Here is a 12,861-nt window from a genome sequence, read left to right on the forward strand (position 1 = left end):
ATCATCGCCGCCACCAAGAAGGCCGGCCTGCCCGAACGGGCCGCGGTCATCTCCATCGCGACGAGCCTGCAGGAGTCGAAGCTGGAGAACCTGGGCCACCTCGGCGACATGAACGACCACGACTCGCTGGGTCTGTTCCAGCAGCGCCCGTCGAGCGGTTGGGGCACGCCGGAGCAGATCACCAACCCGGAGTACTCGACGACGGCGTTCCTCAAGGGCCTGCGCCAGGTTGACGGCTGGCAGGACATGCCGCTGACCGACGCCGCGCAGACCGTACAGGTGTCGGCCTACCCCGACGCGTACGCGCAGTGGGAGCAGCAGGCCACCGACCTGGTCGCCCACCACTGGAACAGCTAAGACACACAGATGGCCGGCACCCGACAACGGGTGCCGGCCATCGCCGCATTTCCAGACCTCGGCGGCGTCGGGGTGGGCCTACCGTCGGTGGCGTGATGCCTGTGGGTCATCACGATGGCCCAAGCTGTCCCGGTCGACGCCGTCGGTGGCCAGTGGGCTGCGGATCCCGCGTGGCGACGTAGCGCAGTGGCGTTGTCAGCGCGCGGTGATCCGATCGCCGATCGCGTCCGTACCCTCCGGCGGGGACCGGCGGAGGGACAGGGCATGGCCGTGGTGGGTGACGGCAGCGAGCATCAGGCGGCACGCCGAGCAGGTCGGCAATTCGCGCAGACGATGGCGGCGGCTCGGACGGCTGCGGCGCACCTGCCGGCCGACGACCCGGCGACGAGCCAACCGGGGTCCGAGCCGGCCAGCCGGGCCCGGGAGATCAGCACAGCGGAACCGCCGCCCGAGACAGAGCCTCGCCCAGCGTCCGACGCAGGCTCACCTGCGGGCCGGGACGTTGCGCCGCGTTCGAGGCAGGACACGGAGGTAGGGCCACCGGAGGCGGAGGTCGCGTCGGGACGCTGGTCCGTCGGTGCCCGGCTGCTGCTGACCGCCGCTGCCGTCGTGCTGGTGCTCGGCGTCATGGCCGTCGCGGTGATCGTGAGTGACCCCTACCGCCTCGGTCAGACCTACAGTGACACGGGTCCGCAGGACACGAGGCAGGACACGAGGCAGGACGCCGCGGCGGCATCCGACCAGACGATGACCGCGCCGTTGGCGGGCCGGCAGAAGGCTACCTTCGTGCTCGTCGACGGGTTGACGTCGTTCGACCTGCGGGTGACGGACCTGGGTGACGACCTCTACCGGATCAGCAGCCCGTCCGGCACGGGTGTGGCCGCCCGGCCGGTGCTCGACGGGGAGACGGTCCGGCTCGGCGTGGTGGCCGCCGGCGCGTCCGACGGACGGGCCGTACGGGTGTTGCTCAACGAGCGGGTCGCCTGGCGTCTGCGCCTGGAGGGTGGGGTCAGTGAGCAGGTGCTGGATCTGACGCGGGCGCGTCTGCGGGGAGTGGACCTTGTCGGCGGCTCCGCTCGTACCGATCTCATCCTGCCGCCCGTGGATCGCGGCGTCATGACGGTGCGGTTGACCGGCGGGACCAGCCGGCTCTCCGTCCGGGTGCCGGGCACGCCGCCGGTGCGGGTGCGGGCGGGCGCGGGCGCCGGCTCGGTGGTGGTTCGCGACCAGCGCTGGAACGGGGTCGCCGCCGGGGATCTGGTGAGCACGCCGGGATGGGACCGCTCGCCCAACCGGATCTTCCTGGACCTGGTCGCGGGCGTCAACGCGGTGACGGTGACCGAGGCGCGGTGACCGAGGCGCGGTGACGGCGGCCCGGCGTCGGTGGCGGCCCGGCGTCGGTGGCCGGGGTGACGCCGGGTGGATCGAGCGCGGGTCCGAGCGCCCGCGCGGTTGAGTTGGGGGTCACCCCGAACCGGAAGCGCCGCTGTCGGTGGAGCGCGCGAGCGTACAGTCGGGCGGTGGAGCGTACCGAATCGATGCTGGCGCAGACCCGACCGCCCGGCGTGGCCGACGTCGATCCCGGCAGCGTGCTGCTGCCCGGCCACGACGTGCCGCTCGGTCGGTACACGACGGTGCGGCGTCTGCTGCCGCAGCGGCCCCGACGGATGGTCGGCGCGTGGTGCTTCGTGGACCATTTCGGCCCGGATGATGTGGCGCAGCGACCGGGCATGGAGGTTCCGCCGCACCCGCACACTGGGCTGCAGACGGTGACGTGGCTGCTCGACGGCGAGATCATCCACCGGGACAGCCTGGGCAACGTCCAGGCGATCCGACCCGGCCAGTTGAACGTGATGACCTCCGGGCACGGCATCGCCCACTCGGAGCGGTCGCCGGCCACGCACCCGCCGGTGATGCACGGTGTGCAGCTCTGGGTGGCGCTGCCGGACCCGGCGCGGGCCGGCGCGGCCGACTTCGCCCACCACGCCGACCTGCCGCGCTGGCGCGACGGTGAGGTCGACGCGACGCTGCTGGTGGGCGAGTTCGCCGGGCAGCGGTCGCCGGCGGTGGTGCACACCCCGCTGGTGGGCGTGCAGCTCGAGCTGGGCGGGTCCGCGCCGACGACGCTCCCGTTGCGACCCGACTTCGAGTACGCCGTGTTGGCGATGTCCGGCGCGGCCGAGGCCGCCGGGGTGGGCTTCGAGCCGGGGGCGCTGCTCTATCTGGGTACGGGTCGGCGTGAGCTGACCGTGCGCGGCGGGGCGGGGGCGCGGCTGTTGCTGCTGGGCGGTACGCCGTTCGAGGAGCCGCTGGTCATGTGGTGGAACTTCGTGGGCCGTTCGCACGAGGAGATCGCCGAGGCTCGGGACGACTGGATGGCGGGGCGGCGTTTCGGGGTGGTGGCCGACGACGCGGCGTCGCCGCTGCCCGCGCCCGCGCTGCCCACCACCCGGCTCAAGGCCCGCGACCGTACCGGCGGCCTGCACGGCTGACCCGACCCGCTCTGCGGAACGGCCGACCGAGGGCTGACGTGCGTTGGCCCACAGTTCGGCAAAAACTGACCGTACGGAGGATGTTCTGTCGTATGGTTGTACCCGGCAGTGCTGACCGCTCGGTTCGGGCGGGCATCCACCGCCTGGTGGCCGCGACCGGTTCGGACGTGGTCCACCGCCTGGGCAGGTTTGCGTGGCGCCCCCGGTCGCGGTTCGTGGCCAAGGGGCGCCCGCCTGTCCCGGCGAGGCTCCCGCCCGTGACGCAGCCGGGCCTCAGCTCTCAATGCGCCAGCCCCGCCAGCAGGTTCACCGTGACGGCGATGACGAACGCGCCGAACAGGTACGACACCATCGAGTGCCGCAGCACCGTCCGGCGCATCTCGTTGCTGGTCAGGTTGGTGTCGGAGACCTGGAACGTCGCCCCGACGGTGAACGCCACGTAGGCGAAGTCCGAGTACCGGGGCGGTTCACTCTGGTTGAAGTTCACCCCGCCGTCCGGGCCCGTGTAGTAGATCCGCGCGTAGCGGGCGGCGAAGACGGTGTGCACGACCAGCCAGGACAGCACCACGCTGAGGACCCCGAGCGCGCCGTACAGGTCGCGGCGTACTCCGGGTGGCGCGGCGTGCGCGCTGGCCAGGACCAGCCCGACGGCCAGCAGGCTGGCGAGGCAGGCGATCAGCAGGACCACGTCCCGGGTGGCCCGGTTGGGGTCCTCGTGCACGGCGAGCTGCGCGGTGCGCGGCGCGTCCATCGGCCAGAGCTTGCGCCAGACCAGCGTCAGCCAGCTCAGCGCGGCGGCGTCCCAGCCGGCCAGCGGGGACAGCGCGGGCGACAGCGCCAGGGCGAAGACGCCGCCCACGAGGACGCCGACGGCCGCCACGATGGCGAGCTGCGTCGCCGCGGGGGTGTGCCCGTCCGGCGGGCGCGACAGCGGACCGGTGCCGGTCATCGGCGACGCCGGCTCGCCACGACGGACGACCCCACCGCGTGGTCAGAGGCCGCGCAGGTGCTGCGACACCCGGTTGTGCTTCTTGTCCCGGGCCTGCGTGGCGCGTTGCGCCGGGCCGACCTCGGGGGCCGCCTCGATGCCGGCCGAGCGGGCCACCTCGGTGCCGTTGGCGTAGTCGACCGGCGGCAGGGCGCGCAGCGCCTTGAGCACGTCCGGCGGGGCGCCTTCGCGTTCGGCCTCGCGGACCACGTCGTCCTTCTCGGCCGGGTAGTCCAGGCTCGACAGGTACTGCAGGACGTCCGCGTAGCTCGCCATGTCTGGGGCTCCCTCGGGGCATGGATTGGTCGCGTCCGGCGGCGGTTACCCGTCCGCCGTCGGGTCACGCCCGGGTCGGTCCGGGAAATCCGGCGTCGTTTCCACCGGGGCGCGGCGGGTACCCGCAGGCGCCGCAGACACAGTTCGAGGGAGTACGCGATGAACTACGACACCTTCGTCGACCAGGTTTCCCAACGCACCCGTACGTCGTCGGAGCAGGCCGTCGAGCTGACCCGGGCGGTGCTGGAGACGTTCGCCGAGCGGCTGACCGGTGGCGAGGTGCTGGACCTGGCTGCCCAGTTGCCGCAGCCGCTGCAACTGGTGCTCAAGCCGAGCCCGAGCACCGAGCAGGCGGACCGCTTCGGGGCGGCCGAGTTCGTGGCGCGCGTGGCGTTGCGGGCGCGGGTCGAGGAGCCGGCGGCGCGGGACGCCGTCCGGGCGGTGTTCACCACGCTGCGCGAGGCGATCACGGGCGGCGAGTTCGACGACGTGGCGACGCAGTTGCCGCGCGACTACCGGGACCTCGTCGAGCAGGCGATGGCCCCCGGCGCGACGCTGCGCCGCGCCTGACGGCGGGCGGAGAAGCAGGCGCACACAGCGGTTGGCCAGGGCAACCATCGACGTCCGGCTTGGCGTGTCGATCCGGCCTGGCCTAACCTGGTCGTGGCGAGGGGAGTACTTCCCACGAACCATTCCGGTCAGTACGGCACGCCCGGCGTGCCTCGGGTGGTTGCCCATCTGGTGATGGGTGAAGGAGACCTCGAACATGACACGGTGTTCGAGGAGACCCCATGACCGAATTGTCCCCCTTGGCGGCGGCGAGTGACCTGACATCGATCGGTACGCCCACCCTCTGGGCGGTGACGATCGCCGGCGTACTGCTCCTGCTGGTGCTGGACTTCCTGGTGACGCGCAAGCCGCACGAGGTGTCCATGCGCGAGGCGATCGGCTGGTCGGCCTTCTACATCGCCCTGCCGCTGGCCTTCGGCGGCTGGCTCTGGGCCCGCTACGGCTCCCAGCAGGGCGTCGAATACCTGACCGGTTACCTCGTCGAGAAGTCGCTCTCGGTCGACAACCTCTTCGTCTTCATGCTGCTGCTGGCCGCGTTCGCGGTGCCGGCCGTGCTGGCCCAGCGGGTGCTGCTCTACGGCATCGCGGGCGCCCTGGTGCTGCGGGCGGTCTTCATCGCCCTCGGCGCGGCGGCGTTGCAGACCCTCGACTTCGCGTTCCTGCTCTTCGCGATCATCCTCATCGCCACCGCGGTGAAGCTCCTGCGCGACGCCCTCTCCGGGCACGAGCAGGAGGTCGACATCAACACGATGCGCTCGGTCAAGCTGCTGCGCAAGGTCATGCCGGTGGTCGACGACTACCACGGCACCCGGATGACCGTCCGGGAGGGCGCCCGGCGGGCGCTCACCCCGTTCGCCCTGGTGGTGGTCGCGGTGCTGGCCACCGACATCGTTTTCGCCGTCGACTCGGTGCCGGCGGTCTACGGGATCACCGAGGACCCGTACCTGGTCTTCGCCACCAACGCCTTCGCCCTGCTCGGCCTGCGGGCGCTCTACTTCGTCCTGCACGCGGCGCTGAGCCGGCTGGTGCACCTCAGCTACGGCCTGGCGATCATCCTGGCGTTCATCGGGCTCAAGCTGGGTCTGCACTGGGCGCACGGCATCTGGGAGAGCGTGCCGCAGATCCCCACCCTGGCCTCGCTCGGCGTGATCATCGGCGTGCTGGTGGTGGTCACCCTGACCAGCCTGCGCGCCACCCGGGGCGGCACGCCCGCCGAGCGCGAGGTCGTGACCGAACGGCACTGACCGCGCCGCGCCGGGCCCACGAGGGGGTACGCGGGAAAGCTCCCGCCCCGGCCGGCCCGGGTGGTACGACTGTGCAATGGGAATCGTGTCACCGGGCTTCCAGGGTCGGCCCCGATCACAGGAGCCGGCCCTGCCGCCCGGTCAGTACCTGACCGAGGATTTCCCGGTGCTCTCGGCCGGCCCGACACCCCGGGTCTCCCTGGACACCTGGGAGTTCGTCATCGCCGCCGAGAACGGCACCGAGTACCGGTGGTCGTGGCAGGAGTTGATGGCGCTTCCGCAGGAGACGCCGACCGTCGACATCCACTGCGTCACCCACTGGTCGAAGCTCGGCACCTCCTGGACGGGCGTCTCCCTGGACACCCTGCTCGACGGTGTGGACACTGGCGCGCACTTCGCGCTCGCGCACTCCTACGGCGGCTATACCACCAACCTGCCCCTGGACGACCTGCGCGGCGGCCGGGCGTGGGTGGCGCACACCTTCGACGGCGCACCGCTGCCGGCCGAGCACGGCGGGCCGGCCCGGCTGCTCGTGCCGCACCTGTACTTCTGGAAGTCCGCCAAGTGGGTGCGCGGCATCCGGCTCAAGACGATGGACGAGCCGGGTTTCTGGGAGACCGCCGGGTACCACGACTACGGCGACCCGTGGCGCGAGCAGCGGTACCAGGGTGACTGAGCGGGCCGTGGCGACGGGCACCCCGGCCCGCGCGCCGATCAAGTGGCAGGTGGCCCGGCTGGTGGAGCGCCGGGTGGAGACGGCGTCCGCGCAGACGCTGGTCCTGGAGGTGCCCGACTGGCCGGGGCACCTGCCCGGCCAGCACGTCGACGTGCGCCTGACCGCCCCGGACGGCTACCAGGCCGCCCGGTCGTACTCGATCGCCGGGCCGGTCGTGGACGGGCCCGGCGGCCCGCGCATCGAGGTGACCGTCCAGCGGGTCCACGACGGCGAGGTGTCTCCGTACCTCATCGATGTCTTCGCCGCCGGCGACCCGGTGGAGATCCGCGGACCGCTCGGTGGCTGGTTCATCTGGCGTCCGGAGCAGACCGATCCGGTGCAGCTCGTGGCCGGCGGCTCCGGGGTCGTCCCGCTGATGGCGATGATCCGGGCCCGGCGGGAGGTCGGCAGCAAGGTGCCGTTCCGGCTGATCTACTCGGTCCGCACGCCCCAGGACGTGATCTACGCGGACGAGCTGCGCCGCCGGGGCCGCGACGACTTCGGCCTGGACGTGGCGTACGTCTACACGCGCGAGGCCCCCGACGGGTGGCGCGGCGAGCCGCACCGGGTCGGCCTGGCCGACGTCAACACCCACGGTTGGCCGCCGGATCTGCAACCGCTCACTTACGTCTGCGGTCCGACCGGGTTCGTGGAGGCTGTGGCCGACCTGCTGGTGGGGCTGGGCCATCAGTCGCGGCGGATCAGGACCGAACGCTTCGGCCCCACCGGCTGAGAGCGCGCCCGCCGCTCACCGTCTTGTCGAGGAGATCCGATGACCAACATGTCCTACCTGGACGGCAACATGCTCGACGGTCCGCTGCGCGAGCTGTTCGCCGTCGACCTGAGCACCGCGATGGGCCGCTGCGAGAACTGCGGGATGACCGGCTCGATGGCCAGCCTGCACGTCTACTCGCACGCCCCGGGTCTGGTCGGCCGCTGCCCGTCCTGCGAGTCGGTGATGGTGCGGCTGGTGCGCGGGCCGGACCGGGCCTGGCTGGACATGCGCGGCGTCACCTACCTCCAGGTGCCGATGCCGATGGAGCAGACGCTGCCCGAGCCGCTCTGACGGGGCGGCTCAGCGGGGGTGAGCGCGGGAAAGTGGATAAATACTTGATTTTTCATAGTCTTGAATTTATCGATGCCTTCTTGCCCGGTTTCCCGGTATGCGGTCGGATGTCCGGCAACTGTTAAGACAGTTGTCTATTCATCCACCCGTACTGAGGAGAGCCCCATGCGCTGTCGACGCGTACTCCTGGCGGTGGTCATCGCGCTCGCCGCCGGCGCGGTGACCACCACCGCACCCCCGAGCGCCCAGGCTGCCCCGGCCACCTTCACCCATCCCGGTGTGCTGGTCAGCCGGCCGCAGCTCGACTTCGTCAAGGCGAAGGTGCAGGCCGGCGAGCAGCCGTGGCGCAACGCCTACAACCAGATGATGGGCAGCCGATACGCCTCGCTGTCCCGGGTCCCCGCACCGCGCGCGACCGTCGAGTGCGGTCAGACCTCCAACCCGAACTACGGCTGCACCGACGAGCGTGAGGACGCCATCGCCGCGTACACCGACGCGCTGGCCTGGTACATCACCGGCAACTCGGCGTACGCGCAGAAGTCGATCGCCCTGATGGACGCCTGGTCGGCAACCATCCAGCGGCACACCAACGCCAACGCCCCGTTGCAGACCGGCTGGGCCGGCTCGGTCTGGCCGCGCGCCGCCGAGATCATCCGATACACGTACGGCAACTGGCCCAACCAGGCGCGGTTCGCGACCATGCTGCGCACCGTCTACCTGCCCGTGGTCATCGCCGGTGACTCCCGCACCAGCAACTGGGACCTGACCCTCGCCGAGGCGGCGATCGGCATCTCGATCTTCCTGGAGGACCGCACGTCGTACGACCGCGCGCTCACCCGGTTCCGGGCCGCCGCCGCCGCGTCCATCTACATCGCCGCGGACGGGGTCCGACCCCTGTACCCGCCGGCCACCAGCGTCGACACCCCCGCCGAACTCGTGTCCCGCTGGCACGGCCAGGCCACCTACACCGACGGTCACGCGCAGGAGACCTGCCGCGACTGGGTCCACACCGGTTACAGCATCTCCGCCATCTCGCACGTCGCCGAGACCACCCGCATCCAGGGCGGCGACCTCTACCCGGAGCTCCAGGACCGGCTGCGCCACGCGCTCGGCTTCCACACCAAGTTCGAGAACGGCACCGCCGTGCCGTCGAGCGTGTGCGGCGGCTCGGTCGTCCTCGGCCTCGGCCCGATCACCGAGGTCGGCTTCAACGCGCTGCACAACCGGATGGGTATCGGCATGGCCAACACCCAGAGTTACACCGAGCGTAAGCGTCCCCAGGGCACGAACAACCTCTTCGTGGCCTGGGAGACCCTGACCCACGCCAACAACCCGGCGTAGCCGGCGGTTCAGCCCTTGATCGACTCCGTTTCGCTGAACTGGGGGTGTCGAAGTGCCCCGGACACCCCCATATCAGCGAAACGGAGTCGATCAGGGTGCCTCTCGTGTCGGGGTCACGCGGCAGACTGGCCGGGTGGGCACCGATCGTTGGCGCGGCGTTCCGGCGCGGGTCCGGCTGGTCGTGGCGGGGGCTGTGCTGGTCTTCGCGTACGGCGGCGTCGTGCACGTACTCCAGCTGTTCGTCCCCGGTCTCCGGCCGCAACTCGCGCTGCCCGGCTGGCTCGCGGTCTACTTCGCGTCCCTGACCCTGTGGGATCCGTTGGCGGCGCTGCTGCTGGCGGCCCGCCGTCCGGCGGGGCTCGCGCTGGGCTGCGCCGTGCTGGTCACGGACGCCGCCGCCAACGGGTACGCCAACTACGTGCTCGACCCGGCCGGTGGCGTCACCCCGGGCCGGATCGGGCAGGCCGTCATCACCGTTCTCGCCCTCGCGCTCGTCGCGCTCACCCCGTGGCTGGCCCGCTGGTTCAGTCCGGCGCGATGAGCGGGCGGCGGTACGGGGTCCAGCCGACGAACCGCGCGAACAGGGCCTGCGGCGCGGGCGCGTCGTCGGGATTGAGCCGGTAGAGGTCCCGGATCGCGTCGTGCAGTTGCCCGCACAGGTAGATCGACAGGCCGATCAGGTCGTGTTCGTGTTCGGCCTTGAGCACCAGCCGGGCGGTCGGACAGGGCCACGGGCCACCGCATGCGCGGCAGCACCACATCGGACGCAGCGGCGTGTGCGGCGGTGTGCCGGTCGGCACGGGCGGTGAGGTCACCATGGAACACGCTCCTTCACAGGTGGGGGAGGGGCCGCCGCGGTACGGGGGTTCGCGGCGGCCCCTCGTTCGGTTCCGCCCGTCGGTGGGCCGGGCCGGGCGGTTCCGCTACGTGACAGTCTGCTGACCGGGCCGCTACTGTCGGAAGGCGCGCGAGTCCCACCAGCGCCGATGTACGTGTCAGACGCCCCCGGTGTGCAGAGGTGTGCAGTGGATCGTTTGCCCATGCTGGAGCTGTTCGCCGGCGAGCTGCGTCGGCTGCGGACGGTCGCCGGTCTGTCCCAGGAGGCGCTGAGCGAGCGGATCAACTACTCGGCGTCGCTCGTCGCGGCCGTCGAGCAGTGCCGGCGTCCGCCCAGGCTGGAGTTCACCGAGCGCAGCGACCGCGTGCTGGACGCCGACGGCCTACTGCTGCGCATCCGCGAGACGATGATCCGCGAGTCGGTGATGCCGTGGTTCCGCGAGTGGGTGACGATCGAGCAGGAGGCGACGGCGCTGCGCTCGTTCCAGCCGTTGGTGCTGCCGGGGCTGCTGCAAACCGAGGGCTATGCGCGGGCGCTCTATGCCGGCGCGAGTCAGCTGGCCGATCATCAGCTGGACCAGCCTGTCGCTGCCCGGCTCCAGCGGCAGGAGATCCTGACCCGTGAGCAGCCACCACTCTTCGTCGCGGTGCTCGACTACACGGTGCTGGAACGGCCCGTGGGCGGACCGGCCGTGATGCGCGAGCAGCTACAGCACATTCTTGACATTGGCCGGCGGCCACGGGTGCACCTGCACCTCGTGCCGCGCGAGGTGGGCGCGTATCCCGGGCTGAACGGCGCCTTCGTGATCGCCACACCGGCCGACGGGGACGACGTGGCCTACCTGGACAATCCTCTACAGGGGACGGTGATCGAGCGCACCGCCGACGTACTATCGCTGCGACAGTCGTGGGAATCGGTACGGGCCGAGGCGATGTCGCACCGGCAGACCCTCAGCGTGATTTCGGAGGCGGCAGAGGCATGGACCTGACCGGCGCGATCTGGCGCAAGAGCACCCGCAGCAGCGGCAATCAGGGCGACTGCGTCGAGGTCGCGGCCAACCTGCCGGGCGTGGTGGGCGTACGCGACAGCAAGGACCCGACCGGCCCGGCGCTGGTCGTCACCCCGACGGCCTGGCGGGCCTTCGTCACGTTCGTCACGCGCCACTGAGCGGGTCGGCGAGCGCCTCCCGGATCAGCCTCTCGACCAGCCGTGGCGTGACCGGCTCCAGGGCGAACACCTCGGCCACCCGCTCGGGATCCGTGGTGATGATCGGTCCATAGTTGAGCCACGGGTCGTCGAAGGCAACCCGCTCCTCCAGCCGGACGTCCTGGCCGCCGTCGACGTTCCACACCCGGACCACGACGTGGCGCGGATCGGCCTGGCTGACCGTCCATTGATAGTCGACGTCGTCGACGCGGATTGTCCGCTTCCGGGTCCTGGCCACGGTGCGAGGTTAGGCGGCGGGCGGGCGCGGCGGTAGCGGGATTCGCGCCGGACGAGGGGCTTGGTCGAATACTCGGATGCGGACCGGCGTGCCCATCCGTACGCTTCCGCTCCACGGCGGGCCGCGCCCATTCGGATCGGAGATGAGCAGACCGATGACCTCTCACCTGTTCGCGATCAGCTTCGACGCGCTCGAACCTCTGCCGCTGGCGCGGTTCTGGTCCGGCATCCTCGGCTGGGAGATCGTCGACGATCCGCGCGAGGGTGTGGGGCTCGTGCCCACCGACGACACCGGGTTCCGACTCCGCTTCGCACCGACCGAGCAGCCGAAGGTCGTCCAGAACCTCATGCACTTCGACCTGACGAGCACCTCGCAGCACGATCAGGATCTGACGGTCTCCAGAGCGATCGAGCTGGGTGGACGGTACCTCGACATCGGCCAGGGCCCGGACGCCGACCACGTGGTGCTGGCCGACCCGGAGGGCAACGAGTTCGACGTCATCCCGCCGGGCAACAACTTCCTCGCCGGCTGCGGGTTCGTCGGCGCGCTGGCCTGCGACGGCACGCCGGAGGTCGGGTATTTCTGGGCCGAGGCGCTCGGTTGGCCGCTGGTCTGGGACCAGGACCAGGAGACCGCCATCCAGTCCCCGCGCGGCGGCACGAAGATCACCTGGGGTGGGCCGCCCTACATGTCGCGTGCGGGCGAGGGTCGGGTGCGCCTCGACCTCGCGCCACCCGTCGACGGTGACCAGCAGGCGGAGGTGGACCGTCTGCTCGCCCTCGGCGCGAGCCGGATCGGCACCGATCAGGCCGGTCGGGTCGTGTTGGCTGATCCCGACGGCAACGAGTTCTCCGTGCTGACCCCCCGCTAGCCGGTTGGACAACTGTCCCGCCGGTGGGTCAGAGTGGTCCGTCGTGAGATACCTGCGCAGCGGTGGTCCCGCCGCGATCCGGAGACCCCGGCCGACCGACGTCGACGAGTTCGTGGCGGCCGTGCGGCGGAGTCGGGACCTGCACCATCCGTGGCTGGCCGCGCCGGAAACGCCCGAGGAGTACGACCGTTACCTCGCCCGGATCCGCCGCCGGGACAGCGCCGGATACCTGATCTGCGACCGGGCCAGCGGAGCGATCGCCGGCTACGTGAACATCAGCGGCATCGTGCTCGGCGCGCTGCGCGGCGGGTACCTGGGGTACGCGGCGTTCGAGCCGTACAGCGGGACCGGGCACGCCTCGGCGGGCATCGCCCTGGTCATCGACCACGCGTTCACCAGCGTCGGGCTGCACCGCCTGGAGGCGAACATCCAGCCCGGCAACGAGCCGTCCCGGCGGGTCGCCCGCAAGCTCGGCTTCCGCCTGGAGGGCTTCTCCCCGGACTACCTCTTCATCGACGGCGCGTGGCGCGACCACGAACGCTGGGCCATAACCGCCCCACCCCCCCGACGCCGCCGCGCCGGCGGGCGCCCCGCCGGGGCCGCCGGGCGCGGGGGCGGGGCCGGCCGGCCGCCCGGGTGGGGGGGCTGGGGGGCGGCTG

17 protein-coding genes and 1 pseudogene are annotated in these 12,861 nt (G+C 71.5%); 14 read left to right on the forward strand and 4 right to left on the reverse strand.

From position 1 onward, the window contains the following. The 3 genes and pseudogenes from AB0J36_RS33560 to AB0J36_RS33570 form a co-directional block, all read left to right on the forward strand. A pseudogene (locus tag AB0J36_RS33560) lies at positions 1-357 on the forward strand (hypothetical protein); the annotation flags it as partial. A gap of 264 nt (positions 358-621) precedes the next feature. Beyond that, positions 622-1,710 (forward strand): hypothetical protein, encoded by a 1,089-nt coding sequence (locus tag AB0J36_RS33565; RefSeq protein ID WP_363661560.1) that lies wholly within the window; start codon positions 622-624, stop codon positions 1,708-1,710. A 167-nt stretch (positions 1,711-1,877) separates the two neighbouring features. Further along, entirely contained in the window at positions 1,878-2,849 is a 972-nt protein-coding gene (locus AB0J36_RS33570; protein ID WP_357172231.1) for a pirin family protein, read from the forward strand. Positions 2,850-3,129: 280 nt separating this feature from the next. Here the strand turns inward: AB0J36_RS33570 and AB0J36_RS33575 are convergent, their stop codons facing one another. Then, on the reverse strand, positions 3,130-3,798 hold the full coding sequence (locus AB0J36_RS33575) for a DUF1345 domain-containing protein (protein ID WP_357121742.1): 669 nt from the start codon (positions 3,796-3,798) through the stop codon (positions 3,130-3,132). A gap of 42 nt (positions 3,799-3,840) precedes the next feature. Then, a complete protein-coding gene (locus AB0J36_RS33580) occupies positions 3,841-4,113 on the reverse strand; it encodes a DUF2795 domain-containing protein (protein WP_357121745.1) in 273 nt (90 codons plus the stop codon). A 159-nt stretch (positions 4,114-4,272) separates the two neighbouring features. Between AB0J36_RS33580 and AB0J36_RS33585 the strand changes: the two genes are divergently transcribed. The 7 genes from AB0J36_RS33585 to AB0J36_RS33615 all read left to right on the forward strand — a co-directional run bounded on the left by AB0J36_RS33585 (position 4,273) and on the right by AB0J36_RS33615 (position 9,590). Continuing rightward, entirely contained in the window at positions 4,273-4,683 is a 411-nt protein-coding gene (locus AB0J36_RS33585) for a DUF2267 domain-containing protein (RefSeq protein ID WP_357121748.1), read from the forward strand. 221 nt (positions 4,684-4,904) lie between these two features. Then, positions 4,905-5,927: a TerC/Alx family metal homeostasis membrane protein gene (locus tag AB0J36_RS33590; RefSeq protein WP_357121751.1), complete on the forward strand. Its 1,023-nt coding sequence runs from the start codon at positions 4,905-4,907 to the stop codon at positions 5,925-5,927. A gap of 76 nt (positions 5,928-6,003) precedes the next feature. Further along, the gene (locus AB0J36_RS33595; RefSeq protein ID WP_357121754.1) at positions 6,004-6,603 is read left to right on the forward strand and encodes a sulfite oxidase-like oxidoreductase; all 600 of its coding nucleotides are present in this window, start codon (positions 6,004-6,006) and stop codon (positions 6,601-6,603) included. 7 nt (positions 6,604-6,610) lie between these two features. Continuing rightward, on the forward strand, positions 6,611-7,375 hold the full coding sequence (locus AB0J36_RS33600) for a ferredoxin reductase (protein WP_357122184.1): 765 nt from the start codon (positions 6,611-6,613) through the stop codon (positions 7,373-7,375). 39 nt (positions 7,376-7,414) lie between these two features. Beyond that, the gene (locus tag AB0J36_RS33605) at positions 7,415-7,708 is read left to right on the forward strand and encodes a DUF6510 family protein (protein WP_355052334.1); all 294 of its coding nucleotides are present in this window, start codon (positions 7,415-7,417) and stop codon (positions 7,706-7,708) included. 165 nt (positions 7,709-7,873) lie between these two features. Continuing rightward, positions 7,874-9,049, forward strand: a complete 1,176-nt coding sequence (locus tag AB0J36_RS33610; RefSeq protein WP_357121758.1) for an alginate lyase family protein — start codon at positions 7,874-7,876, stop codon at positions 9,047-9,049. Between the two features lie 133 nt (positions 9,050-9,182). Continuing rightward, complete coding sequence (locus AB0J36_RS33615; protein WP_363661561.1) at positions 9,183-9,590, forward strand: hypothetical protein; 408 nt, start codon at positions 9,183-9,185, stop codon at positions 9,588-9,590. On the opposite strand, the gene AB0J36_RS33620 is transcribed toward AB0J36_RS33615, so the two are convergent. Then, entirely contained in the window at positions 9,574-9,867 is a 294-nt protein-coding gene (locus AB0J36_RS33620; RefSeq protein ID WP_357121764.1) for a hypothetical protein, read from the reverse strand. The two genes, AB0J36_RS33615 and AB0J36_RS33620, sit on opposite strands and share 17 nt — an antisense overlap. A 222-nt stretch (positions 9,868-10,089) precedes the next feature. Here AB0J36_RS33620 and AB0J36_RS33625 point away from each other — a divergent pair, with 222 nt between their 5' ends. Both AB0J36_RS33625 and AB0J36_RS33630 read left to right on the forward strand, forming a co-directional pair. Next, positions 10,090-10,875: a helix-turn-helix transcriptional regulator gene (locus tag AB0J36_RS33625; RefSeq protein ID WP_363661562.1), complete on the forward strand. Its 786-nt coding sequence runs from the start codon at positions 10,090-10,092 to the stop codon at positions 10,873-10,875. Continuing rightward, a complete protein-coding gene (locus tag AB0J36_RS33630; protein WP_363661563.1) occupies positions 10,866-11,054 on the forward strand; it encodes a DUF397 domain-containing protein in 189 nt (62 codons plus the stop codon). Before AB0J36_RS33625 ends, AB0J36_RS33630 begins: the two co-directional genes overlap by 10 nt. Here AB0J36_RS33630 and AB0J36_RS33635 read toward each other — a convergent pair. Then, positions 11,041-11,331, reverse strand: coding sequence for a hypothetical protein (locus tag AB0J36_RS33635; RefSeq protein ID WP_363661564.1), 291 nt, complete (start codon positions 11,329-11,331; stop codon positions 11,041-11,043). The genes AB0J36_RS33630 and AB0J36_RS33635 overlap by 14 nt on opposite strands. Positions 11,332-11,473: 142 nt before the next feature. On the opposite strand from AB0J36_RS33635, the gene AB0J36_RS33640 reads away from it, so the two are divergent. Beyond that, a complete protein-coding gene (locus AB0J36_RS33640) occupies positions 11,474-12,202 on the forward strand; it encodes a VOC family protein (RefSeq protein ID WP_363661565.1) in 729 nt (242 codons plus the stop codon). 43 nt (positions 12,203-12,245) lie between these two features. Further along, positions 12,246-12,861, forward strand: a 616-nt coding sequence (locus AB0J36_RS33645; RefSeq protein WP_363661566.1) for a GNAT family protein, incomplete at its 3' end; no start/stop codon positions are given.

The sequence above is a fragment of the Micromonospora sp. NPDC049662 genome, assembly GCF_040675055.1.
Classification (GTDB): Bacteria; Actinomycetota; Actinomycetes; order Mycobacteriales; family Micromonosporaceae; genus Micromonospora.